Annotated in this window: 18 protein-coding genes and 1 tRNA gene; 7 read left to right on the forward strand and 12 right to left on the reverse strand. The window is 72.7% G+C overall.

Translation table 11 applies throughout. The features are described from left to right. On the reverse strand, positions 1-562 hold a 562-nt coding region (locus tag ESG85_RS33570), incomplete at its 3' end, for a DUF2510 domain-containing protein (RefSeq protein ID WP_164986385.1). Positions 563-905: 343 nt separating this feature from the next. On the opposite strand from ESG85_RS33570, the gene ESG85_RS33575 reads away from it, so the two are divergent. Further along, a complete protein-coding gene (locus tag ESG85_RS33575; protein WP_128984961.1) occupies positions 906-1,397 on the forward strand; it encodes an SsgA family sporulation/cell division regulator in 492 nt (163 codons plus the stop codon). Between the two features lie 149 nt (positions 1,398-1,546). On the opposite strand, the gene ESG85_RS33580 is transcribed toward ESG85_RS33575, so the two are convergent. Continuing rightward, the gene (locus ESG85_RS33580) at positions 1,547-2,896 is read right to left on the reverse strand and encodes an FAD-binding oxidoreductase (protein WP_128984980.1); all 1,350 of its coding nucleotides are present in this window, start codon (positions 2,894-2,896) and stop codon (positions 1,547-1,549) included. A 292-nt stretch (positions 2,897-3,188) separates the two neighbouring features. Here ESG85_RS33580 and ESG85_RS33585 point away from each other — a divergent pair, with 292 nt between their 5' ends. Next, positions 3,189-4,709, forward strand: coding sequence for a tetratricopeptide repeat protein (locus ESG85_RS33585; protein WP_246095542.1), 1,521 nt, complete (start codon positions 3,189-3,191; stop codon positions 4,707-4,709). Positions 4,710-4,961: 252 nt separating this feature from the next. Here the strand turns inward: ESG85_RS33585 and hppD are convergent, their stop codons facing one another. After that, the gene (gene hppD / locus ESG85_RS33590; protein ID WP_128984963.1) at positions 4,962-6,107 is read right to left on the reverse strand and encodes a 4-hydroxyphenylpyruvate dioxygenase; all 1,146 of its coding nucleotides are present in this window, start codon (positions 6,105-6,107) and stop codon (positions 4,962-4,964) included. A 121-nt stretch (positions 6,108-6,228) separates the two neighbouring features. Between hppD and ESG85_RS33595 the strand changes: the two genes are divergently transcribed. The 3 genes from ESG85_RS33595 (at position 6,229) to ESG85_RS33610 (ending at position 9,282) form a co-directional block, all read left to right on the forward strand. After that, positions 6,229-6,711, forward strand: coding sequence for an Lrp/AsnC family transcriptional regulator (locus tag ESG85_RS33595; protein WP_128984964.1), 483 nt, complete (start codon positions 6,229-6,231; stop codon positions 6,709-6,711). Between the two features lie 219 nt (positions 6,712-6,930). Continuing rightward, a complete protein-coding gene (locus tag ESG85_RS33600; protein ID WP_128984965.1) occupies positions 6,931-7,542 on the forward strand; it encodes an ArsR/SmtB family transcription factor in 612 nt (203 codons plus the stop codon). 234 nt (positions 7,543-7,776) lie between these two features. Then, the gene (locus ESG85_RS33610) at positions 7,777-9,282 is read left to right on the forward strand and encodes an MFS transporter (protein WP_128984981.1); all 1,506 of its coding nucleotides are present in this window, start codon (positions 7,777-7,779) and stop codon (positions 9,280-9,282) included. On the opposite strand, the gene ESG85_RS33615 is transcribed toward ESG85_RS33610, so the two are convergent. Both ESG85_RS33615 and ESG85_RS33620 read right to left on the reverse strand, forming a co-directional pair. Continuing rightward, positions 9,215-10,018, reverse strand: a complete 804-nt coding sequence (locus tag ESG85_RS33615) for a S16 family serine protease (RefSeq protein WP_128984966.1) — start codon at positions 10,016-10,018, stop codon at positions 9,215-9,217. The two genes, ESG85_RS33610 and ESG85_RS33615, sit on opposite strands and share 68 nt — an antisense overlap. Positions 10,019-10,098: 80 nt before the next feature. Further along, entirely contained in the window at positions 10,099-11,301 is a 1,203-nt protein-coding gene (locus ESG85_RS33620; protein ID WP_128984967.1) for an alpha/beta hydrolase family protein, read from the reverse strand. 92 nt (positions 11,302-11,393) lie between these two features. On the opposite strand from ESG85_RS33620, the gene ESG85_RS33625 reads away from it, so the two are divergent. Further along, the gene (locus ESG85_RS33625; RefSeq protein WP_246095546.1) at positions 11,394-12,509 is read left to right on the forward strand and encodes an ArsR family transcriptional regulator; all 1,116 of its coding nucleotides are present in this window, start codon (positions 11,394-11,396) and stop codon (positions 12,507-12,509) included. 128 nt (positions 12,510-12,637) lie between these two features. Here ESG85_RS33625 and ESG85_RS33630 read toward each other — a convergent pair whose 3' ends face one another. The 5 genes from ESG85_RS33630 to ESG85_RS33650 all read right to left on the reverse strand — a co-directional run bounded on the left by ESG85_RS33630 (position 12,638) and on the right by ESG85_RS33650 (position 18,483). Continuing rightward, positions 12,638-13,279 carry an IclR family transcriptional regulator gene (locus tag ESG85_RS33630; protein ID WP_128984968.1) on the reverse strand — a complete coding sequence of 214 codons (642 nt, stop codon included), beginning with the start codon at positions 13,277-13,279 and terminating at the stop codon, positions 12,638-12,640. A gap of 1,015 nt (positions 13,280-14,294) precedes the next feature. Then, positions 14,295-16,091 (reverse strand): DEAD/DEAH box helicase, encoded by a 1,797-nt coding sequence (locus ESG85_RS33635; RefSeq protein WP_128984969.1) that lies wholly within the window; start codon positions 16,089-16,091, stop codon positions 14,295-14,297. A 123-nt stretch (positions 16,092-16,214) separates the two neighbouring features. Continuing rightward, positions 16,215-16,598, reverse strand: coding sequence for a type II toxin-antitoxin system death-on-curing family toxin (locus ESG85_RS33640; protein ID WP_128984970.1), 384 nt, complete (start codon positions 16,596-16,598; stop codon positions 16,215-16,217). Then, positions 16,595-16,891, reverse strand: coding sequence for a hypothetical protein (locus ESG85_RS33645; RefSeq protein ID WP_128984971.1), 297 nt, complete (start codon positions 16,889-16,891; stop codon positions 16,595-16,597). Before ESG85_RS33645 ends, ESG85_RS33640 begins: the two co-directional genes overlap by 4 nt. 62 nt (positions 16,892-16,953) lie before the next feature. Continuing rightward, positions 16,954-18,483, reverse strand: a complete 1,530-nt coding sequence (locus ESG85_RS33650) for an MFS transporter (protein WP_128984972.1) — start codon at positions 18,481-18,483, stop codon at positions 16,954-16,956. Positions 18,484-18,717: 234 nt separating this feature from the next. On the opposite strand from ESG85_RS33650, the gene ESG85_RS33655 reads away from it, so the two are divergent. Further along, positions 18,718-18,789 (forward strand) — tRNA-Cys (locus ESG85_RS33655). Positions 18,790-18,854: 65 nt separating this feature from the next. On the opposite strand, the gene ESG85_RS33660 is transcribed toward ESG85_RS33655, so the two are convergent. Both ESG85_RS33660 and ESG85_RS33665 read right to left on the reverse strand, forming a co-directional pair. Next, positions 18,855-19,517, reverse strand: coding sequence for a hypothetical protein (locus tag ESG85_RS33660; protein ID WP_128984973.1), 663 nt, complete (start codon positions 19,515-19,517; stop codon positions 18,855-18,857). A 4-nt stretch (positions 19,518-19,521) separates the two neighbouring features. Continuing rightward, the coding region (locus ESG85_RS33665; protein WP_128984983.1) for a DUF6571 family protein at positions 19,522-21,716 on the reverse strand (2,195 nt) is incomplete at its 5' end.

The following is a 21,716-nucleotide window of genomic DNA, read 5'->3' on the forward strand; positions in this document are numbered from 1 at the left end:
CGCTCGCGGGCCGGCTCTCGGGCTGCGGCGCGCCCGCCGCCGGCCAGGCCGCGCGCGGGTCCTCGGTCGAGCCCCACGACACCTTCTGGTCGCGTTCGCCGCCGAAACCGGTCTGCCGCGACGTGCTGGCCTGCCAGGCGGAGGCGGGCTCCTGCGGTGCGGGCCTCGGCTCACGCTCGGGCTCGGGCTCGTGGGCCGGCGACGGCACGGACGCGATAGCCGAGGAGGCGGACGCGGGCCGGGGGCGGGCTTCGGCCGGGAGCGGGTCCTCGTCGAAGAAGAGCGGGCCGGTCTCCTCGACCGCGGGGACGGCCGGGACGGCGGGCGCCGCCGGAGCCGCCGGAGCCGCCGGCACGGACGGCGCGGGGGCCGGGCCGGGCGCGAGCTGGGGCGCGACGGCGACCGGCGGGACCGGAGGCGCCTCGCCCTCCTTGGGCGCGGGCCGGCTCGTACCGGGCACCCAGGCACCGCCGTTCCAGAAGCGGATGTACCCCGGAATCGACGGATCCGGGTAGTAGCCCGCCTGCGGTACGTCTCCGCCGCCTCCAGGAGGAGTAGCCACTGCCCCGACTCCGTTCAGTCACAACGCCTTTGGTCCGCCCGGGCCGCGCGTCGACCGCGCCGACCGCGCCGAGCCCAAGGAGGACAGTAACGAAGAACGACGCCGGAGGGACAAGGAGCCCACCAGAAAGCCCGCCTTCGAGGGAGGCTTCGAGGACCGGACCCGTCGTTTCGTCACGCTGGGTGATCCTCGGGCCTCCGGAGGATCCGCGGGAGGCCCCCCGGAGGATCCCCCGAAAAAATTCCTCGGAAACTTTCCCGAAGTCGCGTAATGGATCCGCCCGACCCCTCTCTCCCTGGGTGAAGGCCCACCGCGGGCCCGTACCCGGAGAGGCGGAAGCACCATGCAGAACACCGAGAACAACGTCGTCGAGCGCGAGCTCGAGCTGAAGCTCGTCCTGTCCCCCGAGCGCTCGATCCCGGTCCCGGCCCTGCTCGCGTACCGCGTCGGCGACCCGTACGCCGTGCACATCACCTTCCACATCGGCTCCGACCACCCCGTCAACTGGACGTTCGCCCGCGAACTGCTCGTCGAGGGCGTCTTCCGGCCCTGCGGCCACGGCGACGTCCGGATCTGGCCGACCAAGGTGGACGGCCGCAACGTGATCCTCATGGCGCTCTCGTCCCCGGACGGCGACGCGCTCCTGGAGGCGCCGTCCGCGCAGGTGTCCGCCTGGCTGGAGCGGACCCTGCGCGCGGTCCCGCCGGGCACCGAGGCCGGGCAGCTCGGCATCGACGAGGGCCTGGCCGAGCTCTTCGCCACCACGGTGGTGGCGGACGAGCTGTGGCTGAGCGACCCGTGGCCGTCGGACGAGTCCCCCGAGGGCGAGATGTGAGCCCCGAACCGGAGAGGTCACCCGAAAGGTCATCTGAAGGGTTGCCCGAGAGGTCACCTGAGAGGTCGTCTGCCGGGTCGTCCGAGAGATCACCTGCCGGGTCGCCGGGAAGGTCGCCAGGAAGGTCGCCGGGAAAGTCGCCGGGAAGGTCAGAAGAGCTTGCCGGGGTTCAGCAGGCCCAGCGGGTCGAAGGTCTTCTTGATCCCGCGCTGCAGCTCCACGCCCACCGGCCCGAGCTCCCGCGCCAGCCACTCCTTCTTCAGTACGCCCACGCCGTGCTCGCCGGTGATCGTGCCGCCCAGTGCGAGGCCGAGCGCCATGATCTCGTCGAAGGACTCCCGCGCCCTGCGCGACTCGTCCTCGTCCGCGTGGTCGAAGCAGACGACGGGATGGGTGTTGCCGTCCCCCGCGTGCGCGCAGACCCCGATGGTCAGCCCGTACTTCTCCGCGATCTCCGCCGTGCCCGCGAGCATCGCGGCGAGCTTCGTGCGCGGCACGCACACGTCGTCGATCATCGTCGCCGTCTTGAGGGTCTCCAGGGCGGTGAGCGAGAGACGGCGCGCCTGGAGGAGCAGTTCGGACTCGGCGGCGTCATCGGCCGGTACGACCTCGGTCGCCCCGGCGGCGCGGCACAGCTCCCCCACCGCGGCCAGATCGGCGGCCGGGTCCGGGGTGTCGAAGGCACACAGCAGGAGCGCTTCGGTGGTGTTGGGCAGACCCATGTGCGCAAGCCTGTTGACGGCGCGGACGGTGGTGCCGTCCATGAGTTCGAGGAGCGACGGTGTGTGGCCGCGCTCCATGATCGCGCAGACCGCCTCGCAGGCGGCCTCCGCCGAGGGGAACTCGGCGGCGAGCACGAGCTGGGCCGGCGGCTGCGGCTTCAGCGCGAGCACGGCCCCGACGACGATGCCGAGGCTGCCCTCGGAGCCGACGAAGAGCCGCGTCAGGTCGTATCCGGCGACGCCCTTGGCGGTGCGCCGGCCGGTGCGCAGGAGCCGCCCGTCGGCGAGGACGACGTCGAGGCCGAGCACGTACTCGGCGGTGACCCCGTACTTCACGCAGCACAGGCCGCCGGACGCGGTGCCGATGTTGCCGCCGATGGTGCACGTCTCCCAGCTGGACGGATCCGGCGGGTAGTACAGACCGTGCTCGGCGACGGCCCGGGAGAGCACGGCGTTGACCACGCCCGGTTCGACGACGGCGATCCGGTCGACCGGGCTGATCTCCAGGATGCGGTCCATCTTGACGAGGGACAGCACGATGCAGCCGTCGGAGGCGTTGGCGGCGCCGGACAGACCGGTGCGGGCGCCCTGCGGGACGACCGGCACGCGCAGCTCGGTCGCTGTGCGCATGACGTGCCTGACCTGTTCGACGGTGCGCGGGAGCACGACGGCCGCGGGGGTGCCGGCCGCGCAGAAGCTCGCCATGTCCCGGGAGTAGGAGGCCGTGACGTCCGGGTCGGTGAGCACGGCGTCGGCGGGGAGGCCGGCGCGCAGCATGGTGTGGAGGCGCGCCACGACGTCAGGCGCGTGCGCCTGGTCGGTGTGGTCGGCCTGGTCGGCCTGGCTGGCGTGGTCGGCCCGGTCGGCTTCGTGAGCCCGGGTCGCCTCGTGGGCTGGGGCCGCCGGGTGGTCTTGGGCCGCCGGATGGGTCTGGGCCGCCTGGTGAGGATCGTCCTGCCGAAGATCGTCCATACCTCCAGCGTGGCACCCGGGGCCATCGGTGTGAACCCGCCGGGACGGGCGCTCGTGTGCTCTTCGTACAGCCGCGTACGGGCGCACAGTGAGCGCCATGAAGACGGAGAACGTGTCGAGGGCGGTCCTCGCCGGCGGCGCCGTCGCGGTGCTCGCGGCGGCGGCGCTGCTGTACGTGCCCGAGCAGGCCGACCGTACGCCGCCGCCCGCACCGGGCCCGGCCGAGCGGGCCGCGAAGGCGGTGAACGCGGGCGGGCAGGCGGCGCTGCCCGATCTGGGCGCGCTGATCGGCGACCGGGAGAAGTGGCTGCGGGCCCACCCCGGTGACGAGGCGTCATGGGCGACGCTCGGCGCCGCCTACACGGAGCGCGGTGTGCGGCGCGCCGACCCCGCGGACCTGCCGCGCGCGGAGGCGGCCCTGAAGCGCTCCCTCGCCGTGCGGCCGGCCGGCCGCGGGAACCTGGACGCCCAGCTGGGCATGGCGGCGCTCGCGAACGCCCGCGGCGACTGGAAGACGGCCAGGGAATGGGCCGAGCGGGTGCGGAAGGCGGACCCGAAGCGCTGGCCCGCTTATCCCGTGCTGATCGACGCGTACAACGGCCTCGGTGACTACAAGGCGGCCGGCAAGGCCACGGAGACGCTCACCGGGCTGCACTCGGGCGCGGCGGTCAGCGCGCGTTCCGCGCAGCTGTACCGCAACCGCGGCTGGCGCGAGGACGCGAGCGCGGCCGCCGCGGACGCGGTGGCGCTGGCCGCGACGGACCCGGACAAGGCGGCCGCGCTCGCCCGGCTCGGCGACCTCGCCTGGGAGCGGGGCGAGCCGGCGGAGGCGCTGGCGCAGTACGGTGCCGCGCTCGGCCTCGTACCGGAACACGGCCCCTCGCTCGCGGGCCGGGCACGGGCGCACGCGGCGCTCGGCCGGACGTCGGAGGCGGTGCGCGACTGGCGGGCCGCGCTGGAGCGGCTGCCGCTGCCGGAGTACCTCCTGGAGGCGGGCGAGCTGTACGAGGCGCTGGACCGGGACGAGGAGGCGCAGGCCCTGTACGAGCGGCTGCGGACCGGCTCCTGGCCGGGCGCGGAGGTGGTGCTCGGACGGCTCGACGCGGACCACGGCGACCCGGCGGCGGCGGTGCGGCGGCTGCGGGCGGAGTGGGCGCGCGGGCACCGTTCGGTGCAGGTCGCGGACGCGCTCGGCTGGGCGCTCTTCCGGTCGGGCGCACCGAAGGAGGCGCTGGAGTTCGCGAAGCGGGCCACCGACGAGGGGCTGCGCAGTGCGCTCTTCGCGTACCACCGCGGGGAGATCGAGCGGGCCCTGGAGGACCACGGGCCGGCCCGGCGGCACCTCGCGGAGGCGCTGCGGACCCATCCGTCGTTCTCCCCGCTGTTCGCGCCGCGCGCGCGGGCGGCCGTGAAGGCGGTAGGGGAACCGGCGGACGTGCTGCCCGGAGACGTGCGGGGTGAGGGGGCGTCGGAGCCGGAGGGATCGGGGAAGCCGCCGGCGCCGGAGGGGTCGGGGAAGCCGGAGTCTTCCGGAACGGTGAGCGGCTCCGGGAAGCCGGAGTCCTCCGGAACGGTGAGCGGCTCCGGGAAGCCCGAGGAGCCCGGGAAGCCCGAGTAGCCCGGGACCGGGGGCGGTGCGGCGGGAGCCGTTCCGGGAACCGCGTCCGGGACCGCGTGATGCACGGCGCGGGCCGGGTCGGATGACGCGCGGGCGCGGGACGGCGACGGTGGCCCCGGGCGAGCCCCCCGTAACCCGCCCGGGGTGTCACCGGGGATGCCCCGGGCGCGGTCGGCGTGCGCCGGGGCGTGACAGGGGCCCGGCCCCGGGGTGTCGCCCCTGGGTCGGGCCCCTCGTATGGGGAGGCCGCGCCTACAGGTTGCCGCGCTTCTCCTGCTCGCGCTCGATCGCCTCGAACAGGGCCTTGAAGTTGCCCTTGCCGAAGCCCATCGAGCCGTGGCGCTCGATCATCTCGAAGAAGACGGTCGGGCGGTCCTGGACCGGCTTGGTGAAGATCTGCAGCAGGTAGCCGTCCTCGTCGCGGTCCGCGAGGATCTTCAGCTCCCGCAGCTCGTCGATCGGGACGCGGGTGTCGCCGACCCACTCGCCGAGCGTGTCGTAGTACGCGTCCGGCACGGAGAGGAACTCGACGCCGGCGGCGCGCATGGCGCGCACGGTGGCGACGATGTCGTTGGTGGCGAGGGCGATGTGCTGGACGCCGGGGCCGCCGTAGAACTCGAGGTACTCGTCGATCTGCGACTTCTTCTTCGCGATCGCCGGCTCGTTGATCGGGAACTTCACCTTCTTGGTGCCGTCCGCGACCACCTTGGACATCAGGGCCGAGTACTCGGTCGCGATGTCGTCGCCCACGAACTCCTTCATGTTCGTGAAGCCCATGACGTTGTTGTAGAACTCGACCCACTCGTTCATCTTGCCGAGCTCGACGTTGCCGACGCAGTGGTCGATGGCCTGGAAGGTGCGCTTGGTCGGGGGCTCGACGATCGGGGCGGCGGCGGTGTAGCCGGGGAGGTACGGGCCGTCGTAGCCGGAGCGGTCGACGAGGGTGTGGCGGGTCTTGCCGTACGTGGCGATGGCGGCGAGGACGACGGTGCCGTGCTCGTCCTTGAGCTCGTACGGCTCGACGAGGCCGGTGGCGCCCTGCGCGACGGCGTGGGCGTAGGCGGCGCGCGCGTCCGGGACCTCGATGGCCAGGTCGATGACGCCGTCGCCGTGCTGGGCGACGTGCTCGTCGAGGAAGTGGCCCCAGTCGGTGGAGGCCTTGATGACGGAGGTGAACACGAACCGGGCGGAGCCGTTGGTGAGGACGTACGACGCCGTCTCCCGGCTGCCGTTCTCCGGTCCGGAGTAGGCGACGAGCTTCATGCCGAAGGCCGTGGAGTAGTAGTGCGCGGCCTGCTTGGCGTTGCCGACGGCGAAGACGACCGCGTCCATTCCCTTGACCGGGAAGGGATCGGCCTCACGCGCGGTGGAAGGGGTGTGATCGATGGTCTCAGTCATGGGAGCAGGGTCGCGCTGCTCGTCAGGCTGCGCAATAGTTTCTTGTTCTGCTGGTCAATCTGTACAGCACCGGGGCAGGATGAGCGAGCGACTTGTACATCATGACCATCGGGAGGCCTCCATGGCGATCGATCATCTGGACGGCCGGCTGATCGCGCTGCTCGCGCGCGAGCCGCGGATCGGGGTCCTGGAGGCCTCGCGGCGGCTCGGCGTGGCGCGCGGCACGGTCCAGGCGCGTCTCGACCGGCTCCAGTCGAACGGGGTCATCCGCGGTTTCGGCCCCCAGGTCGACCCCGCCGCCCTCGGGTATCCGGTGACCGCGTTCGCCACCCTGGAGATCAAGCAGGGGCAGGGCGCGGACGTCCGGGGGCATCTGGCGACCGTCCCCGAGGTCCTGGAGCTGCACACGACGACCGGTCACGGCGACATGCTGTGCCGGCTCGTGGCCCGCTCCAACGCCGATCTCCAGCGGGTGATCGACCGGGTCGTCGGCTTCGACGGCATCGTGCGGGCGTCGACCGCGATCGTCATGGAGAACCCGGTCCCGCTGCGGATCATCCCGCTGGTGGAGCAGGCGGCGGAGGACGTGGAGCCGCCGCGGTAGGGCGCGTCCTCGTCGCGTCCGCTTGCCGCGTTCGTCCGACGCCGACTCTCCTCGCAGTCCCTCCTCGCAGCCCCTCCTCGCAGTCCCTCCTCCAGTCCCTCCTCTCAGCCCGCCCCCTCAGGCCCCCTCCCCCCTCTCAGTCACTCGTTCGAATGAGTTGCAAAGGAGTTCTGCAAAAAACCCTTGCAGAATTTCCTCTGCAACTTCTACGGTGATGCCATGTCCGAGAACGAGACCGAGCAGGAGAAGACCGGGCCGGTGCCCTCCGGGAACCGTGTCCTCGACCCGCGTTCCCTGCGGGCCCTCGCACATCCCCTGCGCATCCAGATGCTGCGCGCCCTGCGCCACCACGGCCCGGCCACCGCGTCCCGGCTGGCCGAGCGGCTCGGCGAGTCCAGCGGCGCCACCAGTTACCACCTGCGCCGGCTCGCCGCCCACGGCTTCGTCGAGGACGCGCCGGAGCTCGGCAAGGGCCGGGAGCGCTGGTGGAGAGCCGCCCAGCAGGGCACGGCCTTCGACGCGTCGCTGCACAAGAACCCCGACCCCGAGGTCCAGGGCGCCGTCGAGGTCTTCCTCCACGAGATCGCGAACATCCACACCCAGGAGCTCAACACCTACCTCGGCACCCGCCACCAGTTCGACGAGGTCTGGCGGGACTCCTCCGACATGAGCGACTTCACGCTCCACCTCTCGCCGGAGCGCGCCCACGAGCTCAACACGAGAATCCACGACCTGATCGAGGAGTACCGGGTCGCCGGCGAACCCGAGGGCGCTGAGACCCGACGGATACGGATGCACCTGCACGCCTTCCCGCAGGACGGCGTCAACTGACGTAGCGCGCACCGCCATTGCCTGGCCGCACGCGACACCCGGCCGAACCCGAGTCGAACCCGAGCCGAGACCGAGCCGACGTCGAGACCCGAGCCGACGTCGCCACGGCCACCGCCACCGCCACCGCCACGGGAGCCGACACCGACACCCGAGCCGACACCGACACCGACACCGACACCGACACCGACACCGACACAGGAGCCGAATCCGAAACCGGGGGGAACCACCGTGCCCGTGCCCGACTCGTCACGCCCACAGCCGCTCGCACACCCGCCCGCGGGCGCCCGCTCGCGACTGCCGCTGGCCGCCGTCTTATCCGCCAACGCCGTTTCCATCAGCGGCAATTCGCTCACCCTCATCGGCGTCCCGTGGTTCGCCCTGGAGACCACCGGCAGCGCCGCCAAGGCCGGCCTGGTCGCCTTCTGCGCCGCCGCGCCCGTCGTGCTCTCCGCCCTCGCGGGCGGCCCGGTCATCGACCGGATCGGCCGGCGCCGTGTCTCCGTCGCCTCCGACCTTGTCTGCGCCCTGGCGCTCGCCGCGATCCCGCTGCTCAGCCGGGCCGGACTGCTGCAGTTCTGGATGCTGTGCGCGCTGATGGCCGTCACCGGCCTGTTCCACGCGCCCGGCGAGACCGCCCGCCACGTCCTCGTTCCCGACCTGGCCCGGCACTCCGGCACCCCGCTGGCCCGCGCCGCCAGCCTCTACGACGCCGTCTCGCGCGGCGCGCGGATGACCGGAGCCGCAATCGGCGGCCTGCTCGTGGCGCTGATGGGCGCCGACACCGTGCTGTACGTCGACGCCGCTACCTTCCTGGCCTCCTCGCTGCTCGTCCTCACGGGCCTGCGCGGCGTCCCGTCGGCCGAACCCCTGCGCGACGCACCGGCGTTGAACCTCGCCACCTACCGCGCCGACCTGCGCGAGGGCTACTCCTTCCTGCTGCGCACCCGGCTGCTGCTGGCCGTCAACCTCATGGTGATGATCACCAACGGGCTCGCCCTGAGCTGGAGCTCGGTGCTGCTGCCGATCCACGCCCGCGAGGAACTCGGCGGCTCCGCAGCGCAGGGCCTGCTGGTCGCCGTCTTCGGCGGCAGCGCCCTCGCCGGCGCACTGCTCTACGGCGCGATCGGGACCCGCTTCCCGCGCAGGCCCGTCTTCACCGCGGGCTTCCTGATATCCACCGCGCCCATCCTCACCGCCGCGTTCACCGACACCATCCCGCCGATGCTCGTGGCGGCGGCGCTCGGCGGGCTGGGCGCCGGTGTCCTCAACCCGATCCTGACGGTCGCCTTCTACGAGGTGGTGCCCGAGGAACTGCGCAGCCGCGTCGGCAGCGCCAGCACGGCCTCCGTGCTGCTCACCACTCCGCTCGGCGGCCTGACCGCCGGCCTGCTGGTCGAGAGCGTGGGAATCACGGCGGCACTGCTCGTCGTCGGCGGCGCGTTCCTCCTGGCCACCCTGTCGCCGCTGCTGTTCCCGGTCTGGCGTGAACTGGACGCCCCGGCCGCGGGCAGGCGAGCCACGGGGAAGGGAAAGGTCTCCGGCAGTTCGACCGGTCCGGACGGTTCAAGCGGCCCTGGCAGCTCGACCGGTCCGGACGGCCCAAGCGGCCCTGGCGGCTCAAGGGATCCTGGCGGCTCAAGGGGTCCTGACGGCCCCAGCGGGCCTGGCGGCGCTAGCAGCTCGGGACCTGCGACTCCTGACCCTGTTCCAGCGCCCGGAGGGACGACACCGCGTCGTTGAGCGTGGTCACCGGGATCAGCCGCAGCCCCTCCGGCTGCTCGGCCTGGGCGTCGGAGCACTCGGCCTTCGGCACCAGGAAGACCGTGGCGCCGTCCCGGGCGGCGGCCTGGGTCTTCAGGGACACGCCGCCGACCGCGCCGACCGTTCCGTCCGGCTCGATCGTGCCGGTACCGGCGATCGTGCGGCCGCCGGTCAGCTCGCCGCCGTCGCCGTCCCCGTCGATCTTGTCGACGATGCCGAGGGAGAACAGCAGCCCGGCGCTGGGGCCGCCGACGTCGGCGAGGTGGAGGGTGACCTTCACCTTCTTCGGGTCCAGCTTCAGATAGCCGAGGGCGGCGAGGGTCGCCGCGTCCTGGGACTCCTTCATCTGGCCCAGGTTGTGCTGCTCGATCTCCTCGTCGGACTTGCCCGACGGGTAGACCGAGGACTTCGGCAGCACGGCGCGGTCGGTGCGGAACCAGGCGTCGGCCACGTCCGCCAGGTCGAGCGACGTCGACGGCCCGGTCGCCAGGATCGTCGTCATCAGCATCCGCCCCTGGGTCGGACGGACCGGGACACCGCTGACGGTGATCACCTCGCGGCCCTGGTCCTTGCCGAGGACGTCGGCGGTCGTACCGGGCTGTGCGATGGCGTACGGCAGCGGCGCCAGCCCGGCGACCGCGAACAGCGCGGCGACGGGCAGGGCGCAGAGCGCGAGGGCACGGGTGCGCGGAAGACCGGCAAGACGGGAAAGCACGCCCCCAATCTACTGGGCCCCCGCCCGGCCTCCGCGCCGCCGGGCCTGCGGCGGGGGCCGGCCGGAAGCCGGGTGCGGGTCTACGGCCGCCGGCGGGCGGCGGGCAGGTGGCGGTCGGCGGGCAGGCGGCGGACGGCGGGCAGGTGGCGGGCGAAGAAGGTCGCCGTCCGCTGCCGCAGCGCCGCGAGTGTGGCGACCGGGTCGCCCGTGCCGACGAGCGCGGCACGGGCCTCGGACGTCATCAGGCCGAGGGCGTGGAGGCGCGGGACCAGTGAGCCGTAGTCGGTGAACGCCCAGTGGTTCGCGTCGGCGAGCAGCTCGCGGCGGCCGGGTACGCCCGCCCAGGAGGACACGACACGGCCCGCCTCGGCGAACCCGTCGGTGCGGAGGAGCAGCAGCGGCCGGTCGAAGCCGGTCGGCCGCGGCTCCCGGTCGAGGAAGCCCTCCAGGTTCGCCACCGCGCCGACCCGGCGGTCGCCCTGGGCCGCGTACACCACCGCCGTGCCGCCCGCGGAGTGCCCGTACATGCCGATCCGGGCCGCGTCCGTGATCCGCGCGAGCGGCGGCTCGCCGAGCCGTCCCCGGACGATCCGGTCGACGACGAGACGGAGGTCGGCGATGCGGGTGTCGGTCATCGTGCGGAAGGTCTCCGGGTCCGGCGGCCCGGTCAGCACGGTCCTCCGCATCCCGGTCGGCAGCTCCACCTGGGTGGCGTCGCCGGGGTGGTCGACGAGGACGACCACCCGACCGTGGCTCGCCAGGTCCTCGGCGAGGCTCGTTCCGAGGGTGCGGGAGTCGCCGCCGCCGGGCGAGTACAGCAGCACCGGCCGCCGGCCCGGCAGCGGCGGCGCGCCGACGTGCCCGTGGGTCAGGACCGCGCCCCAGTCCACCACGCCCGGCTCCGGCAGCCCCGGGTGGACGTGCGGCGCGTACCCGGAGAAGACCCCGGCTTCGGCCGGGGTGAGCTGGGGTGCCCGGCGGAAGCCCCGTACCGAACGGGCCGGGTACAGGACGGTCAGCATCAGTTCCCGTACGCCGCCCACCCAGGGGTCGGTACGGGCCGGGTCGGTCAGATGGACGGTGCGCAGGCCCAGGGGGTACGGGCCGGTGGGCGCGGGCAGCCGCAGCAGCGGTTCACGGCCGTGGCCGGGCGCGGACGAGGCGGTGGGCACCGCGGTGGCCGTCTTCGTGCCCGGGCCCGTTGCCGGGTACGCGCCCGCGGGCAGCAGAGCGGTGGCGGTCCCGAGCAGGGCACCTTGGAGCAGAGTGCGTCGAGAGGTCATACGGGCATGCTGGGCGCGGGCCCCGCGGTGGTGCGAGGCTTCAGGACCTGGCCGAAAGGCTTGTGGAAGACGAGGAGTCGTGCGGCGTGCGGGTGCGGACACGGGGGACGGCACTGCGCGTCCATGTCACGGCGGACGACCTCGCCCGGGTGCGCTTCGCGCCCCGCCCGGCCCCGCTCCAGGAACTGCACGCCGCCCTGACGACGGCGCTCGCCCCGCTGCCCGGGCCTCCCTCGGCCCTGCTCAGGCCCTGGCGCGCCCGCGTCCTGCGCTCGCTCCCGGCCGCCGCCGAACCGTTGGCCGCCCTGGTGCCGGCGGGCCGCCCGCCGTCCTTCCTCGACGTGCTCGGCGACACCCTGCCGGACGCGTTCGAGCGGATCCGCGCCACCGGCCCCGGCGTCGTGCGCTCGGAGCTGGAGCGGGTGTACGGGAAGCTGCCCGCGCCCTCCTGGCTCCGGGGCCTGTACGCGGGCGAGGAGACCGCCTGGCGCTCCGTGCACCGCGCCCAGCGGGCCGCGTACGAGACGGTCCTCGCACCGGTCTGGCCCGTCGTCCAGGACCTCCACCGCGAGGAGTTCACCCGCTACGCCCTGGCGACGGCCGAACACGGCGTGGCAGCCGCGCTGACGGCCCTGGCCCCGGGCAGCAGGCTGCACGGGGGCGTGTGGGAGTGGGAGGGGGAGGGGGAGGGGGGTCAGCGGTGGGATCGGGGGTGGGGTCGGAGGCACGGGGAGGACGGTGGGTCCGGGGCGGTGGGCCCGGCGTCGGGCGAGCCGGTCCGGGAGGTCCGGCTCGGCGGTCGCGGGCTCGTCCTGCTGCCGACCTTCCACCACCCGGCGGGCCCGCTCCTCCAGGACCTCCCGGGCCGCCCTGTGGTCCTCACGTACCCGGCGGGCCCTGGCCTGGGGCTCCCGCCCTCACCAGAGGGCGTTCAGGACCCGTACGAGGCCCTGGCAGGCGTTCTCGGGCGCACCCGCGCCGAAGCCCTCCGTGTCCTCGCCGAGCCCCGCACCACGTCGGCCCTGGCCCGCGCGCTGAAGGTCAGCAACGCGACGGCCTCGGCCCACGCGGCGGCCCTGCGGGCGGCGGGCCTGGTGACGACCGCGCGGACGGGCCGTTCGGTGAGCCACGAGAGAACACCCCTGGGCGGACTGCTCGCGGCCACCGGCGTCGCCGAAGCGCCCGTGCCCCGCGCCCCAAAGCCGTAACCGATCCGCCGACGCCGGAGGGCGGGGGCGGGAGGCAGGGGCGGGGGCGGGGCGGCGGCCCGGGGGGACCGGCACCCGCCCGGCGACCGCCGGGCCACCTCAGCGCGTCGGCCACCTCAGCGCGTCGGCTACCTCAGCGCGTCGGCGACCTCGCGGGCCGCGTCGACGACGCGGGGGCCCACGCGCTCCGGGACGGCGTCGGCGAGCATGACGACGCCGACGCTGCCCTCTATGCCGGTGACGCCGACCAGGGGCGCGGCGGCGCCGCTGGCGCCGGCTTCCAGCTCGCCGTGGGTGAGCGTGTAGCCGGGGTCGATGAGCTCGCCCTGGCGGGCGGCGAGGATCGCCCGGCCGGCCGCCCCGCGGTCCAGCGGGTGCCGGAACCCGGCGCGGTAGGCCACGTGGTAGTCGGTCCAGGTGGGTTCGACGACGGCGACCGCCAGCGCCTCCGCCCCGTCGACGAGGGTCAGGTGCGCGGTGGCGCCTATGTCCTCGGCGAGCGAGCGCAGCGCGGGCAGCGCGGCCTCCCGCACGAGCGGGTGCACCTGCCGGCCCAGGCGCAGCACGCCGAGCCCGACCCGGGCGCGGCCGCCGAGGTCACGGCGGACCAGGGCGTGCTGCTCGAGGGTGGCGAGCAGTCGGTAGACGACGGTCCTGTTCACACCGAGTCGGTTGGACAACTCGGTGACGGTCAGGCCGTGGTCGGTGTCGGCGAGCAGCTTGAGGACTCTGAGTCCCCGGTCGAGCGTCTGGGAGGTCTCCGCGGTCACGACGCCCTCTCCTTCGGAGTGAGTGACGGCGGACTCGTACGGAAGCTGCGACACCGGTCCCATCGGCGACGCACGTCAGAGGCCGCCGGCAGGACGGGGCACACCGGCTGCGCTCCGCGGCGGCGCTGCCACGGGGCGTTTGCTTGAGCCGGGACAGTAGCGGCGTGCTCCGCTCAGCGGAAGACCTCGTCCAGAATCCGGGCGCGTGCGACCGGATACGGGCGGTTCGGGACCTAAGTCGGCCGAACGCGGGACTTTGGCTGACAAGACGACCCGCGGGGAGCTCGTAGCGTGGAGGAAGCGAGGTACCGCCGTGGGGGCTGGTTCCTCGCCGCCGCTCCCGCTTCCTCGCGGGACGGGACGAGGCCCGTACGCCGCCTCTGCGTACGGGCCTCGGCCTTCCTCGCGCACGTTCCCGCGGGCTTCATGCGGGCTCACTCGGGGCTCGCTCGGCTTCTCGCGGGCTCCTGCGGACTCCGACGGACACCTGCGCGCTCTCGCGGACCTTCCCGCAGGCTCCTGCGGGCTCCTGCGGACTCACTCGGCTTCTCGCGTTTGCTCGCACGCGTTCTCGAACGCCTTCCCCCGCGCGGTGCCGCCGCGCCCCGGCGCGCCTTCTCACCCGCGTCCCCGCAGCGTCCCCGCACGCCTACACACGCGCGTCCCCGCAGCATCCCCGCACGCCTTCTCACGCGCGCTCCCGCCGCCTTCCCGCAGCGTTCCCGAACGCGATCTTGCGTGTGTTCCCGGCGCCTTCTCGGGGCGTTCCCGCACGCGGTCTCGGCGCGCTCCCGGACACGATCTCGTGCGCGGTCTCGGCGCGCTCCCGCACGCGATCTCGTGCGCGATCTCGTGCGCGATCTCGTGCGCGAACCCGCACACGACCTCCTGCGCGTTCCCGCCGCCTTCCCGCACGCCTTCCTCCACGTGAGCTCGCGCGATCCCGCGCGATCCCGCACGATCCCGCACGATCCCGCGCGATCCCGCACGAGCTCACGTGATCCCGCGCGCGGGATCACCGCATGCGGGTCGCCCACTCCTGGACCTTCTTGATCCGCTCGCGGATCTGCCCCGCCGTCGCCTCCGCGCTCGGCGGGCCGCCGCAGACACGCCGCAGCTCGGTGTGGATCACGCCGTGCGGCTTGCCGCTCTGGTGCACGTACGCGCCGACCATCGTGTTGAGCTGCTTGCGCAGTTCGAGCAGTTCCTTGTGGGAAACGACGGGCCGCCGCTCCGCCGGAAGCTCCAGCAGATCGGCCTCGGCGTCCGGCTTCTTGCGGCTGTGCGCGATCTGCCGGGCCTGCCGCTTCTGCAGCAGCAGCTGCACCTGGTCGGGTTCGAGGAGCCCGGGGATGCCGAGGTAGTCCTGCTCCTCCTCGCTGCCGGGGTGGGCCTGCATGCCGAACTCGGCGGCGTTGTAGAGGACGCGGTCGAAGACGGCGTCGGACTCCAGCGCCTCGAAGGGCAGCATGTCCTGCTCGCCGGTGTCCTCGTCCTGTTGCTTCTCCGCCTCCGCCATCTCCTTCTCGGACTCGGCGTACGGATCCTCCTCCTCGCCCTCCTTCTTCGGCCGGTCGAGGACGTGGTCGCGCTCGACCTCCATCTCGCCGGCGAAGCCGAGGAGGCTCGGGATGGTGGGAAGGAACACGGACGCGGTCTCGCCGCGCCTGCGGGATCGCACGAAGCGGCCGACGGCCTGCGCGAAGAACAGCGGCGTCGAGATCGTGGTCGCGTACACGCCGACGGCGAGCCGCGGCACGTCGACGCCCTCGGACACCATGCGGACCGCGACCATCCAGCGGTCGGTGTTCTCGCTGAACTCGTCGATCCGGCCGGAGGCACCGGCGTCGTCCGAGAGGACGACGGTGGCCTTGGTGCCGGTGATCTCACGGATGAGCTTGGCATACGCGCGCGCCGAGTCCTGGTCGGAGGCGATGACGAGACCGCCGGCGTCCGGGATGGACTTCCGCACCTCGGTGAGCCGCTGGTCGGCGGCGCGCAGCACGTTGGGCATCCAGTCGCCGCGCGGGTCGAGGGCGGTGCGCCAGGCCTGGGAGACGGCGTCCTTGGTCATCGGCTCGCCGAGGCGGGCGGCGATCTCGTCGCCGGCCTTGGTGCGCCAGCGCATGTTGCCGCTGTACGAGAGGAAGATGACCGGCCGGACGACGCCGTCGCCGAGGGCGTTCCCGTAGCCGTAGGTGTAGTCGGCGGAGGACCGCCGGATCCCGTCGTTGCCCTCCTCGTACGTGACGAAGGGGATCGGGTTGGTGTCGGAACGGAAGGGCGTGCCGGTGAGGGCGAGCCTGCGGGTCGCGGGCTCGAAGGCTTCGAGGCAGGCCTCGCCCCAGGACTTGGAGTCTCCGGCGTGGTGGATCTCGTCGAGGATGACGAGGGTCTTGCGCTGTTCGCTGCGGTTGCGGTGGAGCATGGGCCGTACGCCGACGCCGGCGTACGTGATGGCGATCCCGTCGTACTCCTTGCTGAGCGGCCCGGCGCTGTAGTCGGGATCGAGCTTGATCCCTATCCGCGCGGCGGCCGCCGCCCACTGCTTCTTCAGGTGCTCGGTGGGCGCGACGACCGTGACCTGCTGCACCACGTGGTGGTGCAGCAGCCAGGACGCCAGGGTCAGCGCGAAGGTGGTCTTGCCGGCGCCTGGCGTGGCGACCGCGAGGAAGTCACGGGGCTGCTCCTGGATGTACTTCTCCATCGCGCCCTGCTGCCAGGCTCGCAGCTTGTTGGCGGTGCCCCAGGGGGCGCGGCCGGGGAAGGCGGGAGAGAGGTGGTGTGAGGAGGTGGCGGTGGTAGTCACGATCTCCGGTTACGGTTCGACGCTCGTCCAGACGCTCGTCCAGATATGACAACCGGGCCACCTTACCGGTGCGGCCGCCGCGACCCGGCAGCATCACGCCCGTGCCACCGCCTCATGAGACGGTCCTCACAGCTCGCGCAAACGCCCCGCGATGTCGCGAATGTCCCTCAGGTCGCCGCTCGCCACGCCCACGACCAGCTCGTATGCCCGGTCGTGGTCGACGTCGTCGAGATCGACCTCGTGGAGGGAGAGGAAGACGGCGGTCGAGAGCCAGGCGGCGCGTTTGTTCCCGTCGACGAAGGGGTGGTTCGAGGCGAGCGCGTGCAGCAGCACGGCGGCCTGCTCGTACAGGTCCTGGTACGCGCTCTCGCCGAACATCCGGGCGCGCGGCCGGTGCACGGCGGACTCCAGGAGTCCGGGCGCGCGCAGCTCGGGGACGCCGCCGCCGGTGAAGGCGATACGGGCGATGTCCGCGACCTCGGCGACGGTGAGGAACCGGACGTCGCTCATTCTCCGAGCCTCCTCAGCAGGGCGCCGTGCTTCAGGGCGAGCCGCATGGCCTCGTGCCGTACGAGGGTGGCCTCGAACCTCACGTACCGCTCCACGGCCTCGCCGGCGAGCTCCTCGACGGAGAGCCCGCGGGCGTCGGCGAGATCGGCCAGCTCGCCGGCCAGCCGGTCGCCGAGGGGGAGGGCGAGGGTGCCGAGGTGGGTGCCGGCGGGGGTGTCGGGGCCGACGTCGATGGGGGCGTCGGGGGCGGGGCCGACGCCCGTGGGGGCGTCGGAGTCGGTGTCGTGGCGCATGCGGGGACGGTAGTGGGGGCACGGGGGCGGGGGCGACGGCTTTTCCGCTCCCACCCCGCCGGTCAGGCCTCCTGTCGGGCGCCGGCGCCCGTGTCCGTACGCGCACCCAGCCGGGTCGCGACCCAGCAGCCGATGGCGGCGACGCCGGCCATGGGCAGGAAGACGGCGGCGAAGGCGGCGGGATGGGACGCGCCGGTGGCGGCGGCCGCGCCGGCCTCGGTGACGGCGTGCCCCACCGCACCTCCGCCGAGCGCGGCGAAGGCGGCGCCGCCTGCGGCGAGCAGCAGGACGTTGGAGAGGCCATCGGAGATCTGCAGGGCGGCGGAGTTCGCGCCCGCCTCCTCCGGCGCCGACAGCTTGAGGAGCAGCACGCTGGTCGAGGCGATGACCATGCCCATGCCGAAGCAGCCGAAGGCCCAGGCGACCGCGACGGTCCAGGCCGGCACGCCCGGGATCAGGACGCTGGGCGCGGCCGCGACCGACGCGGCGACGAGCACCATGCCGACGACGACGAGCCGCTCGCGGTACGGCTCGGTGCGGGGCCGGGACTGGACCCAGGAGCCGAGCGCCCAGGTGAGGCCGCCGACGGCGAGCGAGAGCCCGGCGAGGGTGGGGCTGAGGCCGCGCTGGGTCACGAGCATCAGGGGCACGAAGGACTCGGCGGCGATGAAGGAGCCGGCGGCGACGCCGCGCAGCAGGACCACGGACGGCAGTCCGCGCGCCGCACGGTAGGTGCCGCGCGGAAGCAGTCCGCGGACGGCGGGGACGAGGAGCGCGGCGCCGAGGGCCGCGGGCAGCAGGGAGAGCCAGCGGAGCTCCTGGCCGGCGTACTGGAGGAGGGCGGCGCCGGAGGAGATCGCGAGGGCGAGCCGGATCCGCCGGCGGTCCCATGGGGCGACGGGGGCGCCGGGGTCGGTGGGTCCGGAGGCGGTGCGCCGGATGGCGGGCAGGGCGAGCGCGAGCGGGAACACGACGAGGGCCGGGATGCCGACGAAGACCCAGCGCCATCCCAGGTGCTCGGTGATGGTTCCGGAGGCGAGCGGTCCGACGACGGAGGGGACGACCCAGCTGGCGGCGAAGGCGGCCATGATCGAGGGCCGGAGGTGCTCCTCGTAGGCGCGGCCGATCACGACGTACAGCGCGACGATCACCAGCCCGCCGCCCAGCCCCTGGACGCCGCGCCCCAGGACGAACAGCCACATGGCGCCGGCGGTCCCGGACAGCAGCAGCCCGGCCGCGAAGCAGCTCATGCCGACGGTCAGCGGCCCGAGCGGCCCGCCGCGGTCGGACCACTGACCGGAGAGGACCATGCCGAAGAGGCTGGTGGTGAAGTACGCGGAGAAGGCGAAGGCGTAGAGCGGCACGCCGTTCAGCTCCCGGGCCGCCACGGGCATGGCGGTCCCGACGGCGGTCGCCTCGAAGGCGATCAGCAGGACGACGGAGACGATCCCGATGCTGAGCGCCCGGTGCGCCCGGTCGAGCACGGATCCGCCGCCGACGACACCGGACGCCACGGCGGCGGGCTGCGGCGCGACGGCGTCGGTCTCGATCTCGGTGTCGGCGTCCGCGTCGCGCGGTTCGAGGGCACTCATACGCCCCAGAGTAAGGGCCGTACCGACAGATGGCCCCTGTCGTGAGGCGTATCCCTCCTGCCCCGCTGGTCCTACGACCATGAACACAACATGGCAGTCGTGTTGCACCCGGACCCCAACCATTGAGCTCCCCGCTCACCCCCGCCTAACGTCTTCCTCGTCACCACCGCGACACCGCGACACCGCAACACCGCGACACCGCAACACCGCAACACCGCACCAAGGTGCGACCACGACCGTGTGCCCGAGTGGTTGAGGGGCTCGCCTGCAAAGCGAGTTACGTGGGTTCGATTCCCGCCACGGTCTCGAAGAAGCAGCACCGCAGGGCCGGACCTCCCAGGAGATCCGGCCCTGCGGTGCTTCTCGCGCTTCTAGTCCGGGCGCGGCCGGAACACGGGCTTGTCCGGGAGCCCGGCGTTGTTCTCGCACCCGAGCTTCTTGACTACGGCGAGGGTTACGGAATGGAGGACGGTGAGGTTGGCTTCGCGGATGGGTGGGGTGTCGGGGAGTTTGACCTCTTCGACGAGGAGCCTCCCGTCGATTTGAGCAGGCCGCTCTTGAGATCCTTTGAGCTGGGGACTGACACATTGGACGAACAGATACGCCGCCTCAGGTCCGGTCATCGCCTCCCTGCCCAGAAGGTAGGGGTGCAGCCCGTCTGGGCGGATCTCTCCGAACAGGTCGCTGTCGTCGTAGCGGCTGAAGCTGATGTCGATCCGGCCTGGGGCACCTGCGGCACCTGCACGGCACATCCTGCGAGCTCGCGAGCGTAGCCCGCCCTCTTCGTAGTCCTCGGTCAACTGCGTCGCGATTCGATCCAAGCCGCCCTTCGGGCCATGGTCGAACCTCGCAGTCCGCAGGACTGCCTCAAGGGCACGGGCCGCAGCAGGCGAAAGTGCGTCATCGCACTGCTGCGCAGCTGTGACCCGCTGCTCCTCCGGCTCGTCGTTTCCCCCACAGGAAGTGAGCATCACGCAAACCGCCAGCCCCGCGGCAATGGACACGATCGCCCTCTTCGTCTTTTTCTCCGTCACGTGATCAACCAGTCTCCGGGGCGTTTCCGGTCTGGCCCGACAGCGAGTTCCCCTTCGCGTATCCGCCGTCGACGGACTCGATGAGATCCTGCTTGAAGTCACCGCTCACGCGAGACCGGTGCTGCTTGACGAAGTTCTCCGTAGGCGATTCGGCGCTGCACCTGCCGGCCTCGTAGATGGTGCTCTTGTCCTCGTGGATCTTGTCCTCCGTCGCGTCCTTGTGCTGCTCGACGGACTTTTCGGACCAGTCGCCGATGACCTGCCCGGCCAGAGTTTCCATGGCACCCGAACCGGTGTCGACCGCCAACGGCACGAGGATCGCGGCGGCGCCGGCAGCCGCGGCCGTGGCGGGCAGGAAGGCGACGCCCGCCGCGATGGCGGTCGCAGTCCCGAACTCCACCCAGGCTGCCTTCTTCTCCTGCGCCTTCTCGAAGTCCTCATGAGCCTTCATACCCTCGGCCTCGACCTGCTTGGCGCGAGATTCGTCCAATGTCCCCTGAAGAGTGGCTCCGGTGCGCGCAGCCTCTCGCGCAGCCGCCTCGTCGATGCGGCCGTCTTCACTGACCTGTGCCTCCAGCACGCTGGTGGTGTACAGGCGCTCGGCCGTCGACACCGTGGCGTACGCATCCGGATGCTGTCCCAGGACACTCAGGAAGTCGACCGCCCGCTCGCGACCGAACTTTGCGTGCGCGGCGCCGTTGGCATCGGGCGCGAACGCACTTCCCGGATCGTTCCCCACCAATGCCCAGTTGAGGTCGTCGATATAGCCGGCCCCCATGGTGCCCAGGCTGTCCGCCATGGCGGACTGGTGTTTCTGGAGGAGTCCGGCGTCGCCGCCGTACTTTGTCACGACGGCACTCATGATCGCGGCCGACGTGGCATCCCGCCGCAACTCCGGCCTCGGCTCGTCCCACGCGTGGCCCAGGGTCGCCGCCTCCAGCGCGTGGCCCAGTGCGTCCGGCATGTAGTCAGCCGCCTGCTTGGCGCGGCCGGGGTCGAGGCCGTCGACGTCGGCGGAGTACGCGTACTTCTCGTTGGCGAAGAAGTCGAGGTAGCTGCGGATGGGTCCGCCGTCCTTGTCCTTGCCCAGGTCGAGTGTGCCCCCGACGCTGCCGTCCCTCTCGTACGCCGTCGGCGTGGCCGAGAAGAACTGCTTCGCGGCCTCCGGGCTGTGGCCCAGCGCCTCCAGCACCGGGATCACCGGGTCGAATCCGGAGCCGTTGACCCCGGACGGGTTGTACGGGTCCCTGATCCAGCCGCCGGCGTTCTGGGCGAAGAAGTGCGGGTCCCTGCCGTGGAGTTGGGTGACATGTTCGGCGATGGGGACCAGGAACTCGGGGTCGTAGTCGCCGTTGCGCAGAATGCCGCCGAGGAGCTGGTAGCCGTACGCCGGGCTGTTGTCGTTCGGGGACAGCGGAATGCGCTGGGTGCCCAGCTTCCGCAGCTCGGCCGACCACTGCTCGGTCCACCGGTCGCCGCCCTCCGTGGCGGTGGCCAGGCTGACGCCCAGGTTCTTCTGCAGGGCCTGGACGTCGGCCAGGCGCTGCTTGTCCGGCGCCGACGGGTTGTCGCCGTACGTGTCGGTGGAGAGCTGCCCGAAGAACTCCAGCGCGCCCCTCGGGCCGAGGCCGTCGTAGAAGGTCCTGGAGAAGGCCTTCGAGTCCTTGTTGTCGGCCAGCAGTTCGTTGAGGCGCACCAGCTCCGCGTGGGAGATGTCCCGGCCCTTCTTGGCCAGGTCGATCGCGCGCTGCGCCTCCTCCGCGTCGAGGCTGGTGTACTTCGGGGCGCTGAAGTTGTGCTTGTCGCCGGTGATGTCGGCCCGTAACGCGTTCGAGCACGCTTCGTCGGCGTCGTCGCAGCTGTCGATCACGGCGTTGATGCGCCGCTGCATGGCCGCGATCGCCTCGCGCCGCCTGAGGTCGAACGTCTCCGGGGATTCGGGGTCGCGGGCGACGGCATCCCGGGCGACGGAGTAGCGGGCCTCCACCGTCCCGTCACTCCTGACGAGGAGGCCGGCGTGCGGGGCCTCCGTCTCGACGATCCTGATCAGGTCGTCCTTGGCCTTCTTGAAGGCCTGGTAACCGTCCCGGAGGATCCTGTGGATGCCGTCCGCCGCCTTGGCCGCGTCCGCGAACTCCTTGGCGGTCTTGTCGATGAACGGCTTCGTCACCTCGGCGTTCACGCCCCGCCAGTCCTCGG

The sequence above is a fragment of the Streptomyces roseicoloratus genome (genome assembly GCF_004117935.1).
Taxonomy (GTDB): domain Bacteria; phylum Actinomycetota; class Actinomycetes; order Streptomycetales; family Streptomycetaceae; genus Streptomyces; species Streptomyces roseicoloratus.

Excerpts from the sequence above, each read along its gene's own strand:
- ESG85_RS33645 (WP_128984971.1), bottom strand. The coding sequence starts at position 16,891 with ATGCGCCACGACACCGACTCCGACGCCCCCACGGGCGTCGGCCCCGCC.
- ESG85_RS33585 (WP_246095542.1), top strand. The coding sequence starts at position 3,189 with ATGAAGACGGAGAACGTGTCGAGGGCGGTCCTCGCCGGCGGCGCCGTC.
- ESG85_RS33580 (WP_128984980.1), bottom strand. The coding sequence starts at position 2,896 with ATGCTGCGCGCCGGCCTCCCCGCCGACGCCGTGCTCACCGACCCGGAC.
- ESG85_RS33595 (WP_128984964.1), top strand. The coding sequence starts at position 6,229 with ATGGCGATCGATCATCTGGACGGCCGGCTGATCGCGCTGCTCGCGCGC.
- ESG85_RS33640 (WP_128984970.1), bottom strand. The coding sequence starts at position 16,598 with ATGAGCGACGTCCGGTTCCTCACCGTCGCCGAGGTCGCGGACATCGCC.
- ESG85_RS33650 (WP_128984972.1), bottom strand. The coding sequence starts at position 18,483 with ATGAGTGCCCTCGAACCGCGCGACGCGGACGCCGACACCGAGATCGAG.
- hppD (WP_128984963.1), bottom strand. The coding sequence starts at position 6,107 with ATGACTGAGACCATCGATCACACCCCTTCCACCGCGCGTGAGGCCGAT.
- ESG85_RS33575 (WP_128984961.1), top strand. The coding sequence starts at position 906 with ATGCAGAACACCGAGAACAACGTCGTCGAGCGCGAGCTCGAGCTGAAG.
- ESG85_RS33600 (WP_128984965.1), top strand. The coding sequence starts at position 6,931 with ATGTCCGAGAACGAGACCGAGCAGGAGAAGACCGGGCCGGTGCCCTCC.
- ESG85_RS33620 (WP_128984967.1), bottom strand. The coding sequence starts at position 11,301 with ATGACCTCTCGACGCACTCTGCTCCAAGGTGCCCTGCTCGGGACCGCC.